The organism is Nonomuraea deserti (genome assembly GCF_004348685.1).
Classification (GTDB): domain Bacteria; phylum Actinomycetota; class Actinomycetes; order Streptosporangiales; family Streptosporangiaceae; genus Nonomuraea; species Nonomuraea deserti.
This window is the reverse complement of sequence record NZ_SMKO01000072.1, coordinates 1-20,841: the sequence shown is the minus strand read 5'-3', so window position 1 is coordinate 20,841 and position 20,841 is coordinate 1. Positions and strand designations below refer to the sequence as shown.

Annotated in this window: 22 protein-coding genes; 13 read left to right on the top strand and 9 right to left on the bottom strand. The window is 71.4% G+C overall.

Annotated features, from left to right (window positions below):
* Positions 1-29: 29 nt before the first annotated feature.
* On the bottom strand, positions 30-806 hold the full coding sequence (locus E1292_RS25010; RefSeq protein WP_132597649.1) for an enoyl-CoA hydratase-related protein: 777 nt from the start codon (positions 804-806) through the stop codon (positions 30-32).
* A complete protein-coding gene (locus E1292_RS25005) occupies positions 803-1,579 on the bottom strand; it encodes a PaaX family transcriptional regulator (protein ID WP_132597648.1) in 777 nt (258 codons plus the stop codon). The genes E1292_RS25010 and E1292_RS25005 overlap by 4 nt, the downstream gene beginning before the upstream one ends.
* 181 nt (positions 1,580-1,760) lie before the next feature.
* Here E1292_RS25005 and E1292_RS25000 point away from each other — a divergent pair, with 181 nt between their 5' ends.
* Positions 1,761-1,928: a DUF3117 domain-containing protein gene (locus E1292_RS25000; protein WP_020545024.1), complete on the top strand. Its 168-nt coding sequence runs from the start codon at positions 1,761-1,763 to the stop codon at positions 1,926-1,928.
* Positions 1,929-2,007: 79 nt separating this feature from the next.
* Positions 2,008-3,417, top strand: coding sequence for a leucyl aminopeptidase (locus E1292_RS24995; RefSeq protein WP_132597647.1), 1,410 nt, complete (start codon positions 2,008-2,010; stop codon positions 3,415-3,417).
* Between the two features lie 6 nt (positions 3,418-3,423).
* Here E1292_RS24995 and E1292_RS24990 read toward each other — a convergent pair whose 3' ends face one another.
* Entirely contained in the window at positions 3,424-4,062 is a 639-nt protein-coding gene (locus E1292_RS24990) for an O-methyltransferase (protein WP_132515092.1), read from the bottom strand.
* A 185-nt stretch (positions 4,063-4,247) separates the two neighbouring features.
* Here E1292_RS24990 and sigE point away from each other — a divergent pair, with 185 nt between their 5' ends.
* The 6 genes from sigE to E1292_RS24960 all read left to right on the top strand — a co-directional run bounded on the left by sigE (position 4,248) and on the right by E1292_RS24960 (position 9,502).
* Complete coding sequence (gene sigE, locus E1292_RS24985) at positions 4,248-4,880, top strand: RNA polymerase sigma factor SigE (protein WP_132597646.1); 633 nt, start codon at positions 4,248-4,250, stop codon at positions 4,878-4,880.
* 1 nt (position 4,881) lies between these two features.
* Complete coding sequence (locus tag E1292_RS24980) at positions 4,882-5,409, top strand: anti-sigma factor family protein (protein ID WP_132597645.1); 528 nt, start codon at positions 4,882-4,884, stop codon at positions 5,407-5,409.
* A 167-nt stretch (positions 5,410-5,576) separates the two neighbouring features.
* The gene (locus tag E1292_RS54010; RefSeq protein WP_132597644.1) at positions 5,577-7,442 is read left to right on the top strand and encodes a trypsin-like peptidase domain-containing protein; all 1,866 of its coding nucleotides are present in this window, start codon (positions 5,577-5,579) and stop codon (positions 7,440-7,442) included.
* 452 nt (positions 7,443-7,894) lie between these two features.
* Entirely contained in the window at positions 7,895-8,257 is a 363-nt protein-coding gene (locus E1292_RS24970; protein WP_132597643.1) for a sec-independent translocase, read from the top strand.
* A gap of 166 nt (positions 8,258-8,423) precedes the next feature.
* Positions 8,424-8,891 carry a MarR family winged helix-turn-helix transcriptional regulator gene (locus E1292_RS24965; protein WP_220447051.1) on the top strand — a complete coding sequence of 156 codons (468 nt, stop codon included), beginning with the start codon at positions 8,424-8,426 and terminating at the stop codon, positions 8,889-8,891.
* Entirely contained in the window at positions 8,888-9,502 is a 615-nt protein-coding gene (locus E1292_RS24960) for an NAD(P)-dependent oxidoreductase (protein WP_132597642.1), read from the top strand. Before E1292_RS24965 ends, E1292_RS24960 begins: the two co-directional genes overlap by 4 nt.
* Before the next feature lie 31 nt (positions 9,503-9,533).
* On the opposite strand, the gene E1292_RS24955 is transcribed toward E1292_RS24960, so the two are convergent.
* Complete coding sequence (locus E1292_RS24955; RefSeq protein WP_132597641.1) at positions 9,534-10,670, bottom strand: Mrp/NBP35 family ATP-binding protein; 1,137 nt, start codon at positions 10,668-10,670, stop codon at positions 9,534-9,536.
* Positions 10,671-10,830: 160 nt separating this feature from the next.
* On the opposite strand from E1292_RS24955, the gene E1292_RS24950 reads away from it, so the two are divergent.
* Positions 10,831-11,292 carry a MarR family winged helix-turn-helix transcriptional regulator gene (locus tag E1292_RS24950; RefSeq protein WP_246083835.1) on the top strand — a complete coding sequence of 154 codons (462 nt, stop codon included), beginning with the start codon at positions 10,831-10,833 and terminating at the stop codon, positions 11,290-11,292.
* On the opposite strand, the gene E1292_RS24945 is transcribed toward E1292_RS24950, so the two are convergent.
* Both E1292_RS24945 and E1292_RS24940 read right to left on the bottom strand, forming a co-directional pair.
* Positions 11,276-11,743, bottom strand: a complete 468-nt coding sequence (locus tag E1292_RS24945) for a DUF1003 domain-containing protein (protein WP_132597640.1) — start codon at positions 11,741-11,743, stop codon at positions 11,276-11,278. The two genes, E1292_RS24950 and E1292_RS24945, sit on opposite strands and share 17 nt — an antisense overlap.
* Entirely contained in the window at positions 11,733-12,941 is a 1,209-nt protein-coding gene (locus E1292_RS24940) for a magnesium transporter MgtE N-terminal domain-containing protein (protein ID WP_246090309.1), read from the bottom strand. Before E1292_RS24940 ends, E1292_RS24945 begins: the two co-directional genes overlap by 11 nt.
* 96 nt (positions 12,942-13,037) lie before the next feature.
* On the opposite strand from E1292_RS24940, the gene E1292_RS24935 reads away from it, so the two are divergent.
* Positions 13,038-14,000: an EamA family transporter gene (locus E1292_RS24935; protein ID WP_132597639.1), complete on the top strand. Its 963-nt coding sequence runs from the start codon at positions 13,038-13,040 to the stop codon at positions 13,998-14,000.
* On the opposite strand, the gene E1292_RS24930 is transcribed toward E1292_RS24935, so the two are convergent.
* On the bottom strand, positions 13,984-14,352 hold the full coding sequence (locus tag E1292_RS24930) for a hypothetical protein (RefSeq protein ID WP_132597638.1): 369 nt from the start codon (positions 14,350-14,352) through the stop codon (positions 13,984-13,986). The genes E1292_RS24935 and E1292_RS24930 overlap by 17 nt on opposite strands.
* A gap of 49 nt (positions 14,353-14,401) precedes the next feature.
* On the opposite strand from E1292_RS24930, the gene E1292_RS24925 reads away from it, so the two are divergent.
* Positions 14,402-15,334, top strand: a complete 933-nt coding sequence (locus tag E1292_RS24925) for an HpcH/HpaI aldolase/citrate lyase family protein (protein ID WP_132597637.1) — start codon at positions 14,402-14,404, stop codon at positions 15,332-15,334.
* Here E1292_RS24925 and E1292_RS24920 read toward each other — a convergent pair.
* Together E1292_RS24920 and E1292_RS24915 are read right to left on the bottom strand one after the other, a co-directional pair.
* A complete protein-coding gene (locus tag E1292_RS24920) occupies positions 15,324-15,869 on the bottom strand; it encodes a DUF6529 family protein (RefSeq protein WP_132597636.1) in 546 nt (181 codons plus the stop codon). The genes E1292_RS24925 and E1292_RS24920 overlap by 11 nt on opposite strands.
* A complete protein-coding gene (locus E1292_RS24915) occupies positions 15,866-16,597 on the bottom strand; it encodes a hypothetical protein (protein ID WP_132597635.1) in 732 nt (243 codons plus the stop codon). Before E1292_RS24915 ends, E1292_RS24920 begins: the two co-directional genes overlap by 4 nt.
* Before the next feature lie 98 nt (positions 16,598-16,695).
* Between E1292_RS24915 and E1292_RS24910 the strand changes: the two genes are divergently transcribed.
* Both E1292_RS24910 and E1292_RS24905 read left to right on the top strand, forming a co-directional pair.
* A complete protein-coding gene (locus E1292_RS24910; RefSeq protein ID WP_132597634.1) occupies positions 16,696-17,682 on the top strand; it encodes a CPBP family intramembrane glutamic endopeptidase in 987 nt (328 codons plus the stop codon).
* Between the two features lie 57 nt (positions 17,683-17,739).
* A complete protein-coding gene (locus E1292_RS24905) occupies positions 17,740-20,793 on the top strand; it encodes a WD40/YVTN/BNR-like repeat-containing protein (RefSeq protein ID WP_132597633.1) in 3,054 nt (1,017 codons plus the stop codon).
* Positions 20,794-20,841 lie beyond the last annotated feature (48 nt).

Genomic DNA, 20,841 nt, shown 5'->3' with positions numbered 1-20,841 from the left:
TGGCGGGTGGTGTCTGGCGGGTGGTGCCGTCACGTGCCCTCGAACGTGGGGCGTTCCTTGGCGACGAAGGCTCTGGTGGCGTTCTGGTGGTCGCGGGAGGCGGCGCACGCGTCCTGGAGGTCGGCCTCCAGCGCCAGCGAGTCCGGCAGCGTGTGCGTCGCGGCGTACGCCAGCGCCCGCTTGGTGGCGGCGTACGCCAGGGTCGGGCCCTGCGCCAGCGACCCGGCGAGCTCCCGCGCGGTCTTCATGACGTCGTCCGGGGGGACCACGCGCGTGACCAGCCCCAGTTCCAGCGCCCGGGCCGCGTCGACTGGCTCGCCGAGCAGCATCAGCTCGGCGGCCCTGCCCTGGCCGACCAGCCGCTGCAGCGTCCACGACGCGCCCGAGTCGGGAGCCAGCCCGATGCCCGCGAACGCCAGCGCGAACTTGGCCTTCTCGGACGCCACCCGCAGGTCGCAGGCGAAGGCCAGGGACGCGCCCGCGCCCGCCGCGACGCCGTTGACGGCGGCCACCACCGGCTTGCCCATGGTGGTGATGAGCTCCACGATCGGGTTGTAGTGCTCGCGCACGGTGTTGGCCAGGCCGCGGCCCGCCTCCAGGTTGCCGGCGTGCTCGCGCAGGTCCTGGCCCGCGCAGAAGGCCCGGCCCGAGCCGGTGAGCAGGACGGCCCTGACCGCGGGGTCGGCCGCCGCCCGGCGCAGCGCGTCGAGGAGGGCCTGCTTGGTGTCGGCGGTCAGCGAGTTCATCGCGTCGGGACGGTCGAGGGTGATGGTGGCGACGGCGTCGGCCACGTCATAGCGGATCAAAGCAACTCCCTGTCGACGAACGCGGCGGCTGCGGGCAGCAACCGGGCGGCTTCCTGCTCGAAGTAGACCCTGGCCTTCTCGCCCGGCCAGCCGGCGGGCAGCAGCTCGGGCGGCAGCCCCGGGTCGCGGAACAGGAAGTTGCGCCAGCCGTGCACGAGCCTGCTCCTGGTGGCGAACACCTGGTCGGCCGGTGCCCCCTCCGGGAGCCCGCTGATCAGCGTGTCAGCCTCGGCCAGCCAATGCTCGTACGCCTCGCCGATGGCGGTCAGATCCCACGCCCTGGCGACGAGCTCGCGGGGATCGCCCTCCAGCGCCGAGTCGAACCTGTCGGCCCGCACCCCCTCGCTCTCGAGCAGGTTGTCCAGCTCGATCGACGAGCGCGGGCCGATCCAGGCCGTCTCCGACAGCGCGGCGTAGCCCAGGAACGTCAGATCGGCGCGGAGCCGCTCCCTGCGGGGCCGGTCCTTGACCGGTCCGAAGACGATCAGGTGCCACCTGCCGTGCCAGGTCAGCGTTCCGGCTCGGTAAATTCTCAGCGCCGCCTCATCCAGGCGCCTGACGCACTTCGGCGTCAGCCCGTAGCCGGGGCCCTGGGAGAGCCTGACGGGTTGCAGCCAGCCCTGCCGCACCATGCGCGAAACCGCCGTACGCACGGCGGGAGCGGCGATTTCCAGCGGTTTCATGAGCCGGACGAGGGCGGCCACGGTGGCTTGCCCCCCGCGCGAGCGCAGGTGGTCTCCATAGAGGTCGAACAGAGCGGCGCGTGCGTGCACGAAGTCCAGTTTGGACGCGATCGCCGACCTCGACAACGCATTCTGGGAGGAGATCGTTACCCATGAGCGCTCTCGATGCGGGAGAATAGGACATCACAGAAGACGTGTATGCGCCGACCACCCCCGATGGGCGGTCGGAAATCGCGGGCCGCGGGAGCCCAAGGCAGGAAGGGAAACACGCATGGCGGCGATGAAGCCGCGGACCGGCGATGGTCCGCTCGAGGTCACCAAGGAAGGGCGCGGCATTGTCATGCGGGTCCCCCTGGAAGGTGGCGGCCGGCTCGTCGTGGAGATTTCCGCCGACGAGGCCAAGGCGCTCGGCGAGGCGTTGAAGAACGTCGTCGGCTGAGCGCTCCCGAGAGACACTTTGTTCTACGACCCTGGCGATAATCCGGCGCCAGGGTCGCTGACGTTCGAGGAGAGATTCCGTGCCCATAGAGACCACTGCGTCGGTGGTCGCCGAGGTTTCCGACGATCCCGAGCTGCTGGCCGTCCCCTACACCTCTGATCTCACCCCAGCGCACGCGGTCGAGCTGCACCTGCCCGTGCCCGACCTGCTGGCACACTACGAGGCCAAGGGGGAGGCTGGAGAGGTCGTCGAGGTCCCGGTGGCACGGGGTGGCGGTGTGGGCCGCGTGCTGCTCTACGGCGTCGGCGACGGCTCGCCGCGCGCGCTGCGCCGGGCCGGTGCCGCGTTGACGCGCAGGGCCAAGGGCAAGGACACGCTGACCGTGGTGACGCCCGGCGGCGACGTGGCGGCGTTCGCCGAGGCGGCGCTGCTGGCGGCGTACTCGTACAAGATCGGTAAGGTGGGCAAGCCCGCCGTGCGGACGCTCGCCTTCGCGGGGGCCGACGAGGCTCAGGTGCGCCGCGCGCAGGTGGTCGCGCATGCGGTGGCGCTCGCCCGCGACCTGGCCAACACGCCGTCCTCGGTGAAGGACCCCGCCTGGCTCGCCGAGCGGGCCGGCGAGAGCGGCCTGCCGGTCAAGGTGTGGGACGAAGAGCGCCTGCAGGCCGAAGGCTTCGGCGGCATCCTCGCCGTGGGGCGCGGCTCGGCCAGCCCGCCCCGGCTCATCCAGCTCTCCTACACGCCCGACCAGCCGACCGACCGGCACGTGGTGCTGGTGGGCAAGGGCATCACGTTCGACTCCGGCGGGCTGTCGCTGAAGCCGACGGACAACATGAAGACCCAGAAGACCGACATGGCGGGCGGCGCGGTGGTGATCGCCGTGCTCGGCGCGCTGGCCAGGCTGGGCGTGCCGGTGCGGGTCACCGGGCTGGTCGCGGCCGCCGAGAACATGCCGTCCGGCACGGCGCAGCGGCCCAGCGACGTCATCAAGCACTACGGCGGCCGCACCGTCGAGGTGCTCAACACCGACGCCGAGGGGCGCCTGGTGCTGGCCGACGCGCTCGCCTACGCCGACGCCGTCCTCGACCCCGACGCGGTGGTCGACGTCGCCACGCTCACCGGGGCGATCACGGTCGCGCTCGGGCGCAACGTCGGGGCCGTCTACTCCACCGACGACGCGCTGGCCAAGCAGCTCGTCGACGCCGGTCAGACCGCGGACGACCGGCTCTGGCGGATGCCGCTGATCGAGGACTACGCGCCCGCGCTGAAGTCGCCGATCGCCGATCTCAGCAACGTCGAGTCCGGGTCGAAGTTCGGTGCGGGGTCGATCACGGCGGCGTTGTTCCTGCGGGAGTTCGCGGGGCAGCGGCCGTGGGCGCACCTCGACATCGCCGGCGTGGGGCGCAGCACGGTCGACGAGGGCACGCTGAGCAAGGGCGCCACGGGGTTCGGGGTGCGCGTGCTCCTGGAGTGGCTCACGCGCACCTGACGGGCGTCAGTCGGCGATCTTGATGGCGGCGAGCAGGCCGTCGCCCAGCGGCATCAGCACCGAGCGGAGCCGGTCGTCCGACTGCACCAGCTTGCCCACCTCGCGCAGCGTCACCGTGTCGGGGTCGCGCTGCGCCGGGTCGGCCACCCGGTTGTGCCACAACATGTTGTCAAACGCCACGATGCCGCCCACGCGCAGCAGCCGGACCGCCTCGGAGAGGTAGTCGGCGTACTCGTGCTTGGCGCCGTCGGCGAACACCATGTCGTAGCCGCCGTCCGACAGCCGTGGCAGCACGTCGAGCGCCCGGCCCGAGATGAGCCGCACCCGCCCGCCGGAGAAACCCGCCTCGGCGAACGCCTGCCGGGCCAGCCGCTGGTGCTCGGGCTCGACGTCGACGCTCGTCAGCGTGCCGTCCGTGCGCATGCCGCGCAGCAGCCACAGACCGGAGACGCCGCAGCCCGTGCCGATCTCGACAACGGACTTGGCGTTGACCGCGGTAGCCAGGAAGCACAGGGCCGCCCCGCCGCCGGGAAGGATGGGCGTGGCCCCCATCTCCAGCCCGCGCTGCCGCGCAGCGTGCACGATCTCATCCTCGTGATGGAACTGCTCCGCATAGGCCAGAGTGGCCTCCACCGGAGTGGTCATCGGCCGCCTCCCCCCACTTTCGTGCGATTGTCGCAAAAGGTCATACACGTGATTGGTGCCGATCGCAGCCTATGGGAGACACGCCGGGACGGGAACTCAGGAGGGACCTGAGGCGTTGCAGGTTTAAACGGGCTTTGCCGGTCCGGAAGGCAGGCAGTGCGCACGAAGGGACGAAACCAGGCACTATGGCGGTAGCGGTGGTCCCAGAGAGAGGAGTTCTGGTGGACGAAAGCGACCACCAGACAGATACTCCGGTGTCGTCTGACTGGACTCCTCCCACATGGGAGGAAGTGGTGCGGACCCACTCCGCACGGGTGTATCGGCTGGCGTACCGGCTGACCGGCAATGTCCACGACGCGGAAGACCTGACCCAGGAGGTCTTCGTCCGGGTTTTCAGATCGTTGTCGAGCTACACCCCCGGCACCTTCGAGGGATGGCTGCACCGGATCACGACCAACCTGTTCCTCGACATGGCGCGGCGCAAGCAGCGCATCAGGTTCGAGGGGCTGGCCGACGACGCCGCCGAGCGGCTGCGCGGTCGTGAGCCGTCTCCTGCGCAGGCGCTCGACGACGCTCATCTGGAGCCCGACATCCAGGCCGCCCTCGACGCGCTCGCCCCGGAGTTCCGGGCCGCGATCGTGCTCTGCGACATCGAGGGCCTGTCCTATGAAGAGATCGCGGCCACGCTCGGCGTCAAGCTGGGCACGGTCCGAAGCCGGATTCACCGTGGCCGGGCGCAGTTGCGGGAGGCGCTCGACCATCGAGCCCCCCGTAATGCTCAACTCCCCCCGACCGTGACCCGTGGGGAGGAAAACTGATATGGCCCATCTTGGAGAACGCGTATCCGCGCTCGTCGACGGGGAGCTCAACCACACCGAACGCGAGCGCGCGCTTGCCCATCTGACCTTCTGTGCTGACTGCCGGCGAGAGGTCGAGTCGATGCGGGCGCTGAAGTCGCGCCTGCGCTCGCTCGACGATCCCGCGATGCCGGCCGACCTGACGATGTCCCTGCTCCGGATGGCGGAGCCGGGAGGGCCGCTGCCTCCGAGGGAGCGCCCTTTCCCCACGCGCACCTTCGGCGGGGTGCCCATCCCTGGGCCGCACAGCATCGCGCCTCTCGACAACCGCCCGCGCCGGGACGCCGCTGGTGGGGCCACGGGCCCTGGGCGCGGTGGTAGGCGGCGCACGACCTACGTGGCGGTCGGGGTGGTCTCCGCGGCCGTCGCGCTCGGCACGTTCTTCGCAGCCACCGGCGTGGGCCAGAGCAATCCCGCGCCCCCGGTCGAGCTCTTCCAGCAGCCCGATCGCAACTCGCCGACGAGTGCTCCCCCCACCGCCACACCTTGAGGTCACACCATGCCTGGGATACTCGGGGTGGCGTAGTCAACGACGCGCGGGGCATACGATCTGGGTTCGGGATTTGTCACAAGCGATTCCTGACAAATGCTTTATGACCCTCGTATGCCGCAAGAGCGAGGATTGCGGTGGCCGAGCCAAGGAGTGGTGAGACTTAGATGACCGACGAGACGCGCCCCGACGAAGGACGCACGACGTCGGACTACCCCGAGCCACAGGGGCGGCCGGACTTCCTGCCCGCGGAAGACGCGTCCGAGCACGAAGGCAAGAGGCCCGAGCCGCCCGCCTCGTTCGGCGCCTCCTGGGAAGACCCGTCGGGCCGTTCCGAGGGTTCCGGCACGCCACCGTACGACAGCCGCCCGCCCGGCGGCTCGCCCAACGAGGGCGGGGCCGCGCCCGACACGTCCGGCCAGGCCGGGCCGTGGTCCGGCGCACCCTCGTTCGGCCCGCCCGACGCGGGCGCCCGCTCCCCTGAGAATCCGCCGTCCGAGCCGGGCGCGCGCCCCTACGAAGGCCCGCCGTCCGACCGGGACCCACGCTCCCACGACGGTCCGTTCTTCGGGCTCGCCGAAAGCGGGACGCAGGAGAATCCCGCGTTCGGCCGTCCTGAGGCCGGTGAGGGTGGCTACGGCCGTCCCGGCGGCGAACCCCTCGCGTTCGGCCGCCCTGACAGCGGTGAGGGCGGCTACGGCCGTCCCGATGGTGGCACGCAGGAGAATCCGGCGTTCGGCCGTCCTGACGGCGGCACGCGGACGTACGAAGCCCCGCTCTTCGGCGGCCCGCCTCCCTACGGAGGCACGCCACCGCCCCCGCCTCCGCGCCAGGCACTCGGCATGGGCGCGGGCTGGGCACCGCCGCCCTCGGGCGCGCACAGCCACGGGAGCAGGCCGCGCCGCATCCCGAGCACCGGCTTTCTCATCTCCACGGCCGTCGTCATCGCCCTGGTGGCCTCCCTGCTCGGCAGCGTCGGCACCTACCTGCTCACCAAGCCGACCAGCGACAACGACCCCGGCTACAGCCTGGGCCCGGTGCCGACCGGCGCCACCAACCGGGCGCCCGACTCGGTGGCGGGCGTGGCCGCCCGGGTGCTGCCGAGTGTGGTCTCCATCGAGGCCGGCAACGGCATGGCCACCGAAGGCGCCTCGGGATCCGGCTTCGTGATCAAGAACGGTTACGTGGTGACCAACAACCACGTGGTCTCGCCGGCCGCCAAGGGCGGCGAGATCAGGATCATGTTCAACAACCGCAAGACCACCTCGGCCCGCATCGTCGGCCGCGACCCCGGCTCCGACCTGGCCGTGATCAAGCCCGAGGACACGTTCGGCACGCCCGAGATCACCCTCGGCAACTCCGACCAGGTCGTGGTCGGCGACCCCGTGATCGCCGTCGGCTCCCCGCTGGGCCTGACCGGCACGGTGACGACCGGCATCGTCAGCTCGCTCAACCGCCCGGTCATCGCGGGCGACGACACCGGCGCCAGCTCCGAGGAGCCCGCCTACATCAGCGCGATCCAGACCGACGCCGCCATCAACCCCGGCAACTCCGGCGGACCGCTCGTCAACGGCCGCGGCGAGGTCGTCGGGGTCAACTCGGCGATCGCCACCCTCAGCCGCTCGCTGAACAGCCAGAGCGGCAGCATCGGCCTGGGCTTCGCGATCCCCGTCAACCAGACGCGGCGGGTGGCCGAAGAGCTGATCGCCACCGGCAGGGCCAAGCGTCCCAAGATCGGCATCCTCCTCGACCGCGACTACAAGGGCCAGGGCGTACGCATCGCCTCCGAGCCGGTCGGCGGCCAGCAGCCGGTCGACGCCGACGGTCCCGCCGGCAAGGCCGGGCTCAAGGCGGGCGACGTCATCCTGGAGATCGACGGGCTGGCGCTGCAGGACGGCAACGAGCTGATCGCGCTCATCCGCAGCAAGGCGCCCGGCTCCACGATCGACATCAAGTTCCAGCGCGCCGGCCAGGAGCAGAGCGCCACCCTCACCGTCGAGGCCGACGACCAGCCGGCCCCGACCCCGTCGTGACCGCGCCTCGGTGCTTCCGCCGCCCGGCCGGCTCTTCCTTTACGGCACAGCCGGGCTCGCTCTTCCTTTACGGCACAGCCGGCTGGGCCCCGCCCGCCGTCGTGCCTGACCGGCCTTCCAGGGTGACGCTCACCGGCTTCCCCGCCGCGCCGCCGTAACGGACCGGGCTCGGCCGTCCGCGTGGTGGGGAGGCATCCAGCCCGCGCGCGGTCGGTTCGTGAGCAGTGGTGGATCGGCTGTTCGTGTGGTGTTCGGGCGTTCCGGTCCGTATGTGGTGGTTCGTGGGCAGGTGGCGGTAGGGCGGCTGGGCGCGAATGCGGATCGGGCGGCTGGGCACGGGATTCGCGGCGGAGATGACCACGGGGCGGCGACCGACCTACGCCGGAGAGCCCTTAGTCTGTGGATAGGCCGGGGTTGTCCTCGGAGAGGTTGGACTGCGGTAGGAGCTCACGGTGTTCGGACTCGGGTGGGGGGAATTCGCGGCGCTGATCGTCATCGCGCTGCTCGTCTTCGGCCCCGACAAACTGCCTCAGGCCGCCTCGCAGGCGGGCCGAACGCTGCGAAACCTGCGGCGCATGGCCACCAACGCGCGCGAAGACCTGCGTGCCGGGCTGGGCCCGGAGTTCTCGAACTTCGACCCCGCCGACCTCAACCCGCGTACGTTCGTCCGCAAGCATCTCCTCGACGACATCGAGGACGACTGGAACAACAAGCCGGGCGAGCTGGAACCGGTCACCACGGCCCCCGCCACGCCCGACCCGGCGGACGAGCTCGGCTACGGCGAACTCCCCCCTTTCGACTCCGAAGCCACCTGACGGCGGGGGTAACGCCCGCCGGCCTGGGAGCGACCCGCCTCGCGACGGCGTTCGCGCCCTTGTCCCGGCCGTGATGGCACGTTCCAGTGGTGAAGCCGGTGGTGCGGCAGCGCTTGCCGACGACAGATAGTTGCCAATATTACAGTAGCCGAGTTTACTATCTGCCATGGATCTCAAGCGGGAGCAGGTGCCCTCGACCGGATGGCTGATCTGGCAGGTGGCGTTGCGCTGCAGGACCGCGCTCGATCGGGCACTGGCCCCGTTGGGGCTGACCAACGCGCAGTACGGCCTGCTGGCGGCCCTGTCTCAGCTGTCCCGCAGCGGGCCGCCCCCTTCCCAGCGTCAGCTCGCCGACTTCGCCGGCCTGGAACCGATGTACGTCTCCAAGCTCGCTCGCACGCTGCAACAGGCCGGGCTCATCGAGCGCCGGGACGACCCCGACGACACCAGGGCCGTCCGGCTCACCCTCACCGGCTCCGGAGCCGAGCTCGTCGCGGCCGCCCGCGAGAAGGTCGTGGCCCTCGACGAACGCATCCTCGCTCCGTTGGGCGGGAGCTCCAGTGACGACACCGCCCAGCTGCACGGCCGGCTGCTGACCCTGCTCCACCACCTCGACAAGGAGAAGCCGTCATGAGGATCGTGGTTCTGGGCGCGACCAGCCGCACTGGGCTGTGCCTGCTGGCGGAGGCGCGGCGGCGCGGTCACCACATCGTCGCGTTCACCCGCCGCCCCGGCGCATTGGCCGGCGTCCCATCGCCGGCCGAGGTCGTGCACAACGACGGCCGCGACCCGGACACGGTGCGCGCCGCCCTGGCCGGCGCCGACGCGGTGATCTCGCTGCTGCCCGGAGGAGGCCGCCGCGACCCCCACCTGGCGGCCGAGTCGGCCGGCGTCGTCACCGCCGCCATGGCCGGCGCCGGTGTCCGCCGGCTGGTCGTCGTCAGCGCCTATCCGATCGTGGGCGTGCGGCCCCGCGTGCCGATGTGGATCCTCCGCCGCGTCCTGGCCACGCCGTACGCCGACGCGTCGCGGATGGAGCAAATCGTTTCCGCCTGCGACCTCGACTGGACCGTCGCCCGCCTGAACCGGCTCGTCGACGGGCCTGCGACCGGCGCCATCACCACCAGCACCGGCCTGCTGGCGAAGCCCCGCCCGCACAGCCGGGCCGACACCGCCGCCACCCTCCTCGACCTCGCCGAGGAGTCCGATACCGCCCGATCCGCGCTCAACATCAGCGGCTCCTGAGCCCACGCGCGGGCCGGGCGGCGGGGTGGGGTCAGCCGCGGGGCGCGAGACCGAGCTGGAGGCCCTTGAGGCTTGATGAGCGCTTGCTCAGGGCGCCCGCGATCGAGCGCAGCTCCGTGGCGGCCGGCGAGTCGGGGTCGGTCAGGACCAGGGGCTTGCCCTCGTCGCCGCCCTCGCGCAGTCGCAGGTCGATCGGCACCTGGCCGAGCAGCGGCACCCTGGCGCCGAGGGTGCGGGTCAGCGCGTCGGCGACCGTCTGGCCGCCGCCCTCGCCGAACACCGCGATGCGCTCGTCGCAGTGGGGGCACGGCAGCCACGCCATGTTCTCGATCACGCCGGCGATCTGCTGGTGCGTCTGCGCGGCGATGGAGCCGGCGCGCTCGGCCACCTCGGCGGCGGCCATCTGGGGCGTCGTCACGACCAGGATCTCCGCCGACGGCAGCCGCTGCGCCACCGAGATGGCGATGTCGCCGGTGCCGGGGGGCAGGTCGAGCAGGAGCACGTCGAGGTCGCCCCAGTAGACGTCGGCGAGGAACTGGTGCAGAGCCCGGTCGAGCATCGGCCCGCGCCACACCACCGGCGTGTTGCCCTCCGGCTTGAACATGCCGACCGAGATGACCTTGATGTCGTGGGCCACCGGCGGCATGATCATGTCTTCGACCTTGGTGGGCTTCTCGGCGGCGCCCAGCATGCGGGGCACGCTGTGGCCGTAGATGTCGGCGTCGACGATGCCGACCTTGAGGCCGCTCGCGGCCATGGAAGCGGCCAGGTTGACGGTGACGGACGACTTGCCGACTCCGCCCTTGCCGCTGGCCACCGCGAAGACGCGGGTCAGCGAGCCGGGCTGGTTGAAGGGGATCTCCTTCTCCGGGCCCCGGTTGCCTCTCAGCTTGGTCTGTAGTGCCTTGCGCTGCTCGGTGCTCATCACGTCGAGCTCGAGTCGCACGTCCGTCACGCCGTCGAGCTTGCTGACGGCGTTCTTCACGTCGCGGCTGATGGTGTCCTTCATCGGACAGCCGGCCACGGTGAGGTAGACGCCGACGTGCACCGCGCCGCCGGAAGCGATCTCGATGCTCTTGACCATGCCGAGGTCCGTGATCGGGCGGCGGATCTCGGGGTCGATGACGGTGGCGAGAGCGGCCGTCACGCTTTCCTGGGTTAGTGCCATCGAAGTCTCGGCACGAGGGAGTGCCGTCCCTCCTTTGTCGGTATATGTGTGACAGGCGCTGGACGCCAGTGAGGATGCCCCTCCATCGTATGAACCGGCTGCCTCGCTGAGTTAATCCGGGCTGTTAGATGTTCGTGCAACAACGTCCTAAGGTTACTCCGTGACTCTTCTGCGCCACGAGGGCCTCACCGCCGACGAGTTGGCGGTCTGGCGGATGTTGCAGCGGGCCCAGGTGCGCATCACCCGTCACCTGGAGGCGGAGCTGCTGGTCGCCCACGACCTGCCGCTGGCGTCGTACGACGTGCTCATGCAGCTGGCCGAGGCGCCGGAGCGGCGGTTGCGCATGAACGATCTCGCCGACCGCGTGCTGCTCTCCCGCAGCGGGCTGACCAGGCTCATTGACCGGCTGCAGCGCGACGGCCTGGTGGCGCGGGAGGCCTGCGCCGACGACGCGCGCGGGTTGTTCGCGGTGCTGACCGAGCGCGGGGAGGCCAGGCTGGCCGAGGCGACGCCGACCTACCTGCGCGGCATCAGGACCCAGTTCCTCGACATGCTGGGCCCTGACGAGATCGGCGAGGTGCGGTCGATGCTCGCCAAGCTCGACATCACCGGCGCTCCCTGAGCTCCTCCAGCAGGCGTCCGAGCTCGGAGCGCAGATAGTCGCGGGTGGCCACCTCGTTCAGGGCCAGGCGGAGCCCGGCGATCTCGCGGGTCAGATATTCGATCTCCGCCTGGTTGCGCTCGGCTGTCTCGCGGTCCTGCTCGTACTGGATGCGGTCGCGGTCGTCCTGGCGGTTCTGGGCCAGCAGGATCAGCGGCGCGGCGTAGCTGGCCTGCAGCGACAGCATCAGCGTGAGGAAGATGAACGGGTACGGGTCGAACTTCAGAGGTTCGGGCGCGGCCACGTTCCAGGCCACCCAGGCCGCCACGAAGACGGTCATGTAGACGATGAACCGGGCGGTGCCCAGGAACCGGGCGATCCGCTCCGACAGCCGCCCGAAGGCCTCGGGGTCGTAGTGCGGCCGCAACGACCGCCGCAGGTCACGGGGCTGGTCGAGGCGTTCAGACGTCATGGTCGGCCCCTTCGCGCCAGTCCTCGGGAAGCAAGTGGTCGAGCACGTCGTCGACGGTCACCGCGCCGACGAGCCGGCCGAACTCGTCCACGACGGGGGCGGCCACGAGGTTGTAGTTGGCCATGTAGGAGGTGACCTCGCGCAGCGTGAACTCCGGCTTGATGGGGTCGATCGAGGGGTCGAGCACGCCGCCGAGGATCGTGGACGGCGGCTCGCGCAGCAGCCGCTGGAAGTGCGAAACGCCCAGATAGGTGCCCGTCGGCGTCTCCGTGGGCGGCCTGGTGACGTAGACCTGCGCCGCGACGGCCGGCGTCAGATCCTGCTGGCGGATGTGGGCGAGGGCCTCGGCCACCGTGGAGGTGGGCGGCAGGATCACCGGCTCGCTGGTCATCACGCCGCCCGCGCTGTCGACGGGGTAGGTCAGCAGGCGCCGCACCGGGGCGGCCTCTTCCGGCTCCATCAGCGCCAGCAGCCTGGCGGCCTGCTCCTGAGGCAGGTCGTGCAGCAGGTCGGCGGCGTCGTCGGGCGCCATCTCCTCCAGCACGACGGCGGCCCGCTCGGGCTCCAGCGTGCCGAGGATGCCGATCTGGTCGGTGGGCGGGAGCTCCTCCAGCACGTCGGCCAGCCGGTCGTCGTTGAGGGCGCGGGCGATCTCGACGCGGCGCTTGCTCGGCAGCCCGTGCAGCGCGCTGGCCATGTCGGCGGCCCGCAGCGACTCGAACGCGGCGATCAGGCCGGCGGCCCCCTGGTCCTTCTGCAGCGTGTCGAACCCGGACACGTCGGTCCAGTCGACGATCCGGAGGTCGCGCCGGCGGCCCCGGTGGAGCGCGACCTTGGTGATCTCCCAGGTGGACGGCTTGACCTCCTCCATGGCCACGTCGTAGACGATCATCGGGTGGTCGTCGCAGGTCACGGTGAGGTCGAGCATCTGGCCGATGACCAGCGTCTCCGTGGCCCGCTGCTCGAACCTGCGCATGTTGAGCCGCCCGGTGAAGACCACGGCGCCGGCCTCGATGCGGCGTACGCGGGTGATGGGCAGGAACACCCGGCGGCGCGGCTGCACCTCGACCACCAGGCCGTGCACGTTGGGCCGGCGGGTGAGGCGCAGGCCTGCCACGACGTCGCGCACCCGGCCGATCTGGTCGCCGGCGGGGTCGAAGACCGGGGTGCCCTGCAGCCGGCCCACGAAGATCTGCACGTGGCCAGGCTAACAGGGCGCTCCCATTGCGCCCCGAACGCTGGACATGTCAGTATCAAACCTGCTTAACGGTCATTACGGTTCGGATGGTGTGCGATGAGATATGCGGGGCTGGCGCTCGCGTTCGTGGGGTCCTGGTGTTTCGCGTTCGCCGGGCCGATGGCCAAATACCTCATCGCGGCCGGGCTGGCGCCGATGGAGGCCGTCTGGACGCGGATGGCGGGGGCAGGGCTGCTGCTCGTGGCCGTGCTCGCCGTGGTGAGGCCCCGCGCGCTGCGGATCCCCCGGTCGAGACTGCCGTTCTTCGGCCTCTACGCGCTCATGGGCGTGGCGGGGGTGCAGTCCCTGTACTTCGTGGCCATCACCAGGCTGCCGGTGGGGGTCGCGCTGCTGCTGGAGTTCATGGCGCCGGTGATGGTGGTGGCCTGGGTGCGGGTCGTGCGCAGGATCAGGCTCGCCCGGGCCGCGTACGTCGGCGCGGTCGTGGCGGTCGCGGGCCTCGCGATCGTCGTGGAGGCCTGGCAGGGGTTGCGGATCGATGCGCTGGGCCTGCTGCTCGGCCTGCTGGCCGGGGCGTGCTGCGCCGGATATTTCCTGATGTGCGATGGCTTCGGCGATGACATCGACCCGCTGGGCCTGATCGCCTGGGGCCTGCTGGGCGCGGCCGTCCTGCTGATCCCGTTCTCGCGGCCCTGGAACATCCCCTGGGAGGCCTTCACGGTCTCCGCCACGCCGGAGGGCGCCGTCACGCTGCCGGTGCTCGGGGCCTACCTCTGCATGGCGGTCGTCGCGACCTCGATCGCGTACATCCTGAGCATGTACGCCGTGCGGCGGCTGTCGGCCGCCGTGGGCGCCACGGTGGCGTCCCTGGAGGTCATCGCGGGTGCGGTGGTGGCCTGGGCGCTGGTCGGGGAGACGCTCGGCGTGTTCCAGATCGTGGGCGGGCTGATCGTGCTCTCGGGCGCGCTGCTCGCCCAGACCGCCACCGCCTCCGCCCAGCCCCCGGCGGAGCCCGAACCGGTCATCGAAGAGCCGGCCGCGGTCACCGCTCCGGGGTGAGGCGCACGACGGTGCACTCGCGGGCCCAGCGCTCGGTGAGGTGCTCGCTGTCGCGGGCGTTGAGCCGCTCCTTCGCCAGGACCGCCATGGCGTCGCCGGCCGAGGCCTGGTCGACGACCGACACCGCGGCGTCGAACTCCACCAGCCTGGCGCCGTTGTCCTTGCTGCGCAGCGTGACGCGCACCCGGTCGAGGGAGTCGAGGCCGGGCAGCTGCTGCTCCTCGCCTCCCGTCACCACGTAGATCGCGCCGTCGTGCCAGGAGTGCCAGGCCAGGCGCGGGCGGTCGAGGGTGAGCCAGAGGATGCCCGACTTCTTCGCGCCCTCTTCGATCGCAGGGGTGTTGTCGCTCACAGCTCCGACTGTACGGCCGAGCCGGGCCGGGGACGAGTACCGTGTCCGCATGCGCTCCCGTCGTTCGGTGCTCGCCGTGCCAGGCAGCAACCCCCGCTTCCTCGAGAAGGCCCAGACCCTGCCCGTCGACGAGGTCTTCCTCGACCTGGAGGACTCCGTCGCGCCCCAGGCCAAGGAGGAGGCGCGCAAGAACGTCATGACCGCGCTGCGCGAGGGCGACTGGTCGGGCAAGACGCGGGTGGTCCGGGTCAACGACCTCACCACGCAATGGACCTACCGCGACGTGATCGAGGTCGTCGAGGGCGCGGGGGAGTACGTCGACTGCCTGATGCTGCCCAAGGTCCAGGACTCCACCGAGGTCGTCTGGCTCGACACGCTGCTCACCCAGATCGAGAAGGCCATGGGCCACGAGGTGGGCCGCATCGGCATCGAGGCGCAGATCGAGAACGCGCGCGGGCTGGTCAACGTCGACGCCATCGCGGGGTCGTCGCGGCGGCTGGAGACGCTGGTGTTCGGCCCGGCCGACTTCATGGCCTCGATCAACATGCGCACGCTCGTCGTCGGCGAGCAGCCGCCCGGCTACGTCGAGGGCGACGCCTACCACTACATCCTCATGCGCCTGCTCATGGCGGCGAGGATGCACGACCTGCAGGTGATCGACGGCCCCTACCTGCAGATCAAGGACGTCGAGGGCTTCACGAAGGTGGCGCGCAGGGCGGCCGCGCTCGGGTTCGACGGCAAGTGGGTGCTGCATCCCTCGCAGGTCGACGCGGCCAACGAGGTGTTCTCGCCGGCGCAGGAGGACTATGACCACGCCGAGCTCATCTTGGAGGCGTACGACTACTACACCTCGGTCGAGAAGCGCGGCGCGGTCATGCTGGGCGACGAGATGATCGACGAGGCCTCCCGCAAGATGGCGCTCGTCGTGGCGGCCAAGGGGCGGGCCGCCGGGCTCACCCGTACGACCTCCTTCACACCTTGAAGCCGATGGCGGTGAAGAACCAGAACGACGAGGTCAGCCAGAGCCCGACGAGCACCGTGAACGCCGCCCCGCCGAGCACCGGCAGCGTCCAGCCGGGCGCGCCGCGCTTCGGCAGGGCGAGCATCTTCGCGGTGAACACCCCGTAGAAGAAGCAGCCGAGCAGCGAGTGCACCAGCACCCTGGGCACGTCGTACTGCAGGCCCAGTGCATAGAGGCAGTGGAAGGCGACGGGGATCGTCAGCAGGAACGCGATCCGGCCCGACCAGCGGTGCACGGCGGGCGGGATGGTGACGCCGAGCCTGCCCCACAGCGCCAGGGCCGAGACCACCTGCACGATCGCCAGGACGAACGCGCCCGTGGTGAGCCAGACCTTCATCGGCAGCGCGGCGGAGAACCCGGCCACGCCGACCGCGAACCCGGTGGGCGTGTGGGCCCGCCCGAAGACGCCGAGCGCGACCACGACCAGCCCTCCGGCGATCAGCGGCCAGAGCAGCGGGGTCAGGCTGCGGGACGGCCGCTGGTGGATGGCGGTCATGACATCTCCTCGATGAAGCCGTCGACGTCCTTGGGGTAGACCGTGGTGTCGTCCAAGGTGAGGGGGGTGGTGGGCCGCTCGCCGTCCAGCCGCGGGATGTCGAGCTGCTCCTCGCCGAGGACGGCGGCGCCGACCTGGGTGAAGCCGCCCTGCGGGTTCTTCAGGACGATCCAGCCCGCCCTGAGCTTGGCACCCCTGACGATCGCGGTGGCGCGGTAGAGGCCCGACGGCTTGACGACCGTGGGCGCGACGAAGCTCCACTTCTCGCCGCCGAGGGCGACCGTGCCCCTGGCCTTGCCGCCTTCCACCGCGGCCGTGACCTTGGCGCTGCCGAAGCCGGTCAGCGACAGCTCGCCCGCCGACTCCTTGCCCTTGAACCAGGCCTCGGTCCGCCCGTCGCAGAAGTAGCCGATGGCCTTGCCGTTCCTGATCGAGATGGCGATGAGGCCGCCGTTGCCCTTGACGCGCCCGCCGTAGTCCGCCCTGGTGATCTTCCTGGGCTCGGTGCGGGAGGGCGAGGGGGAGGGCTGCGCGGTGTTCGTCGCCGCGGGGGGCGACTCTGCGCCGTTCTCCTGCGCGGGGGTCGTCTCCTCCGTGGAGGGCGCCTCCGCGGCTGTGTTCGCGGCCGTGTTGTCGGCCGCGGGTGCCGCGTTGATGCTGGCGACACCGAGTCCCGCGGCGAGCACCGCGCCCGCCGCGAGGGTGATGACAGGTCCCAGCCTTGACATGAACTGCTCCCAGGGTCGAATGCCTACGACCCCGAGCATCCGCCTAAAAGAGCGCGCCGTCTGTGAACTATTGCGCATCAAGCGGACAGAATGTATGGATGCAGGAGAACCCAGGGCCCCACTTCCCGTACGGCGCGCCGCCGCCGGGCTACCCGTACCCGCCGCAACGTCAGCCCTGGTTCCTGCCGGCACCGCGCGGGGCGCGCTACGACCACATGGCCAGGACCGCCGCGTCCCATCCGTGGCGGGCGATCGTCGGGACGCTCGTCATCGCCGCCGGGTTCTTCACGCTCGGCCTGGTGGTGGTGTTCGCGGGCATGCTGGTGTCGCTGCTCGCCGGCATCCCGTTCACGATCGAGCCCAGCGGGCGGCTGTCGGGCAATCCGGAGTTCGCGCTGGTGGTGCTGCTGCTGTCGCTCGCGCCGATGATCCTGCTCGTGCTCGGCACGGTGGCGCTCATCCAGCGCCGCCGCCCCGGCACGCTCTCGTCCGTGGCCGGGCGGCTGCGCTGGTCGTGGATGGGGCGCTGCGCGGCGCTGGCGGTCGTGGCGCTGGCGGCCGGCCAGGGCACGCAGATGCTCGTCATGTCGGCGTCGGGCGAGAGCAGCCAGATGTTCAGCTGGGCCGGTTGGGAGGGCTTCCTGCCGGCGCTGGTCGTGATCCTGCTGCTGGTGCCCTTCCAGGCCGCCGCCGAGGAGTACGTCTTCCGTGGCTGGTTCTTGCAGGCGGTGGGCGCGCATGTGCGCAATCCGATCTGGTCGATCCTCATCGGGGCGGCGTTGTTCGCGTCGTTGCACGGCTATCAGCCGGCCGGGCTGGTCGACGTTTTCGTGTTCGGGGCGGTGATGGGATGGCTGACCGTGCGGACCGGGGGTTTGGAGGCGGCGATCGCGTTGCACGTCATGAACAACCTGCTCGCCTTCGGGTTGAGTGCGGCGGCCGGCAGCCTGGAGGAGGCCCTCGACCAGCCGAACGTGCCGGTGCCCTGGCAGGCGCTGCTGGGGACCGTGGTGCAGCTCGCGGTTTACGCGGGTGGTGTGTTGTATCTAGCCAAAAAGCGGTCAATAAGCACTGTCTTTGGATAAATCAGGCGTAGGGTGCCGGGAATCTCGCTAGAGAGGTCTCGCTATTCCGGCTGAGTCATGCTGGTCTGGATCCTGTGGGGACGGCGAGGGTTTCCCGGAGGTAGTCGTTTCGACCGTTCCCATGCCTGGAAAGACCCGATCCGGACGACCGCATTGATCGTCGAGTTCGACCCGTACGACACGTTCGACGAGGAGGTACGGCGCGTGGCCTCCGGCCCCAGCGAACCGCCACGGCGACCGCCGGGTGACGACGACCCGCGTTCCGAAGGGGCGTCGGAACCGCAATCTTCTGAAGAGCCCAGAATCAGCCATTCGCCGCCAGGGCCCACCGACGACCGGGCCAGGGGGTTACCGCTGGCGTCACCCTGGGACATGCCGCCGTTCGCCGCCCCGGTCCCGGACGACGAGCCGCCGGAACCGCCCAAGGGGCGCCGGCCGTACAGCTCGCCGACCGCGGAGCCCGAGGTGGAGCCGCGCCGCCGCCCCCGCCGCATCGTCAACCGCCCCGACAAGCTGGTCGCGGGCGGCCCGCCCCCCGAGCCGGAGCCCGGGCCGGAGCCGGGCGAGGAGGAGGCCGAGCCTTACCAGGGCACCCGCATCCCCCCGTACGTCCGGGTCTACCCCGTCGAGGAGCCTCCCGAGACCGAGCCGGTGCCCGAGCCGCGGGAGGAGCAGCACCCGGAGGACGACGAGCCAGAGGTACGGCGCGTCGGACGGCCGCCCGCGGGCCGCCCCACGCGCCCCGACCTCCTCGTCGCCACCGGACCGCCCCGCCCGCAGGGGTCGAGCGGCAGGCACCACAGGGGCCCGGCGCCGGCCGCGGTCCGCAGGGCGGGCCCCGTACGCCGCGGCAGCAGGGCGACTCCCATCGTGCTGACCGTGGCCGCGGCGGTCCTGGTGGCCGCCGGCGTGCTCGTGTGGCAGTGGAGCGGCGACGAGGCCCCCGGCCTGCGCCTGGAGGCGGGCACCGGGCGTTCGGGCGACGAGCTGTTCACCGTCCCCGCCGCGGGCGACGGCGTCAACCAGAAGCTCAACGACATGGCCTCGGCGGGCCGCGCGGTGGTGGCGGTCGGCAGCGACACGACGAGCCCCACGCCGCGCCCGCTGTTCCTGTTCTCGCCGGACGGAGGCAAGACCTGGCAACTCGGCCAGGTGAGCGGCGTCTCCTCGCCCACGGTCCAGCGGGTGGTGGGCGGCGACGGGCGGTGGCTGGCCAGCGGCGGCGACGGCCTGTCGGGCGAGCGCGGCCTGTGGACCAGCACCGACGGGTTCAGCTGGACGGCCGTCGAGGCGTCGGGAGGGACCGCGTTCCGGGCCGGTGACCACATTCACGACATCGCACGGACGGCCTCGGGGTTCGTCGCGGTGGGGCGTACGACGGGGGAGGACGGCGGGTCAGGGCCCGCGGCCTGGCGCTCGACCGACGGCGCCGGCTGGGAGCGCATCGAGACCAGAGGGCTGGAAGTACGGGAGATCAGAGCCGTGGTGGCCAGGGGCGACACGGTCGTGGCCATCGGGCAACCCGCGGTCGGCGAGGGATCGCGGGTGCTGCGCTCGGCTGACGGCGGGCGTCACTGGCAGGCGACCGGCTTCCAGCTCCCCGAGGCCGTGCCGCGCACCGGGACGCTGGGCATGCTGCCCAAGCAGTTCGTCCTGGTGCCGACGCGGCAGCGCACGGTCACGGGCGACGTACGCGTCTACTGCTCGCCGACAGGGGCGCAGTGGGAGCAGTGCGGCACCATCGGCGGCCTGAGCGGCGAGAGCCCAGGTGTGGAGTCGCTGATCTCCCACAAGTCCGGGATCGCGGCGATCACGCAGGCCGGCCTCGGCAAGTACACCGTGCTGACCAGTACGAACGCCCGCGACTGGGACAAGCGGGCCGACTTCGCGGACCTGCGGGGCGCGACGCTGCGCGGGTTCACGATCTCCGACGGCGGCACCCTGTTCGCCGGCGGCGACCAGGCGGCGTCCGACGTCGACAACCAGCTCGTGCTCATGGCCGCGCCCCCGCGCGGCGAGGCGGCGCGCGTCAAGCTCGGCGAGGTCGAGGGCCTGGCGCGGAGCGCGCGCGAGACGACCGCGCTGACCAGCTTCTCCGGCAGGTACGTCGCCGTCGGCTCGGCGTCCGGCGACGCCGGCCTGTGGACGATCAAGAACTGGCAGAGCTGGAAGTCGATGAGCCTCGGCGGGCCGGGCAGGCAGTCGCTGGAGGACGTCACGCATGGGGAGCGGGGCTGGCTGGCGGTCGGCGCCACCGAGACGAACGTCGCCGTCACCGACCCCCTCCTCGTCACCTCCGCCGACGGCGAGAGCTGGAAGAGGCTCGACGTCTCCGGCGACCTGGCCCGCGACAAGGACCACCCGTCCCTGACGACGCACGTGGTGACGGCGGGCGAACAGGGTTACGTCCTGGTGGGCGAGTCCAGGGACCAGGCGGGCGTGTCCAGCGCGGCCATCTGGTTCACGCCTGACCTGCGCAAGTTCACCAGGTCGGAGAAGCTGCCGCACGGCGGCTCCGGCGTGCGCGTCCACGACGCGGTCGCCAGTTCTGACGGCTTCGTGGCCGTGGGCGGCTCGGGCGCCGCCGACCAGGAGAACAGCGTCGTGTGGCACTCGGAGGACGGTGTGAACTGGACCGCTCGCGACCCGGTGTCCCCGCCCGACGCCACCTCGGCCGGGCTCCGGCGGGTCACGGCGTACCAGGGCAAGCTGGTGGCGATCGGCACGGCGCTGGTGGACGGCGCGCGGCGGGCGTTCGCGGCCGCCTCCGACGACGACGGCGCCACGTGGCGTACGGCCTGGCTGCCCGCGGAGCAGGCGGCGGCGGTCTACGACCTGGCGGCGGCCGACGAGGGCCTGGTGGCTGTCGGCTGGCACGGCGCGCCCGGCGAGGGCGACAGCGCGGCCTGGACCTCGCAGGACGGGCTGTCGTGGAACCGGATGGAGCTGACGAAGGACGGGCTGGCGGGGCAGGGCATGCAGTGGTTGTCGGCGGTGGCGGTCTCGGCCACGGACGCGTCGGGGGCGGAGGTGGTGGCCCTCGGCCGGTCCACGACGTACAACGCCGACCATCTGATCCTGTGGACCTCCAGCCTGTCCGCCAGCAGGTAGGGGTCGAGAGCCCGGCGAGTGGGGCGGGCGGCGCCGCGGGTTACCGGG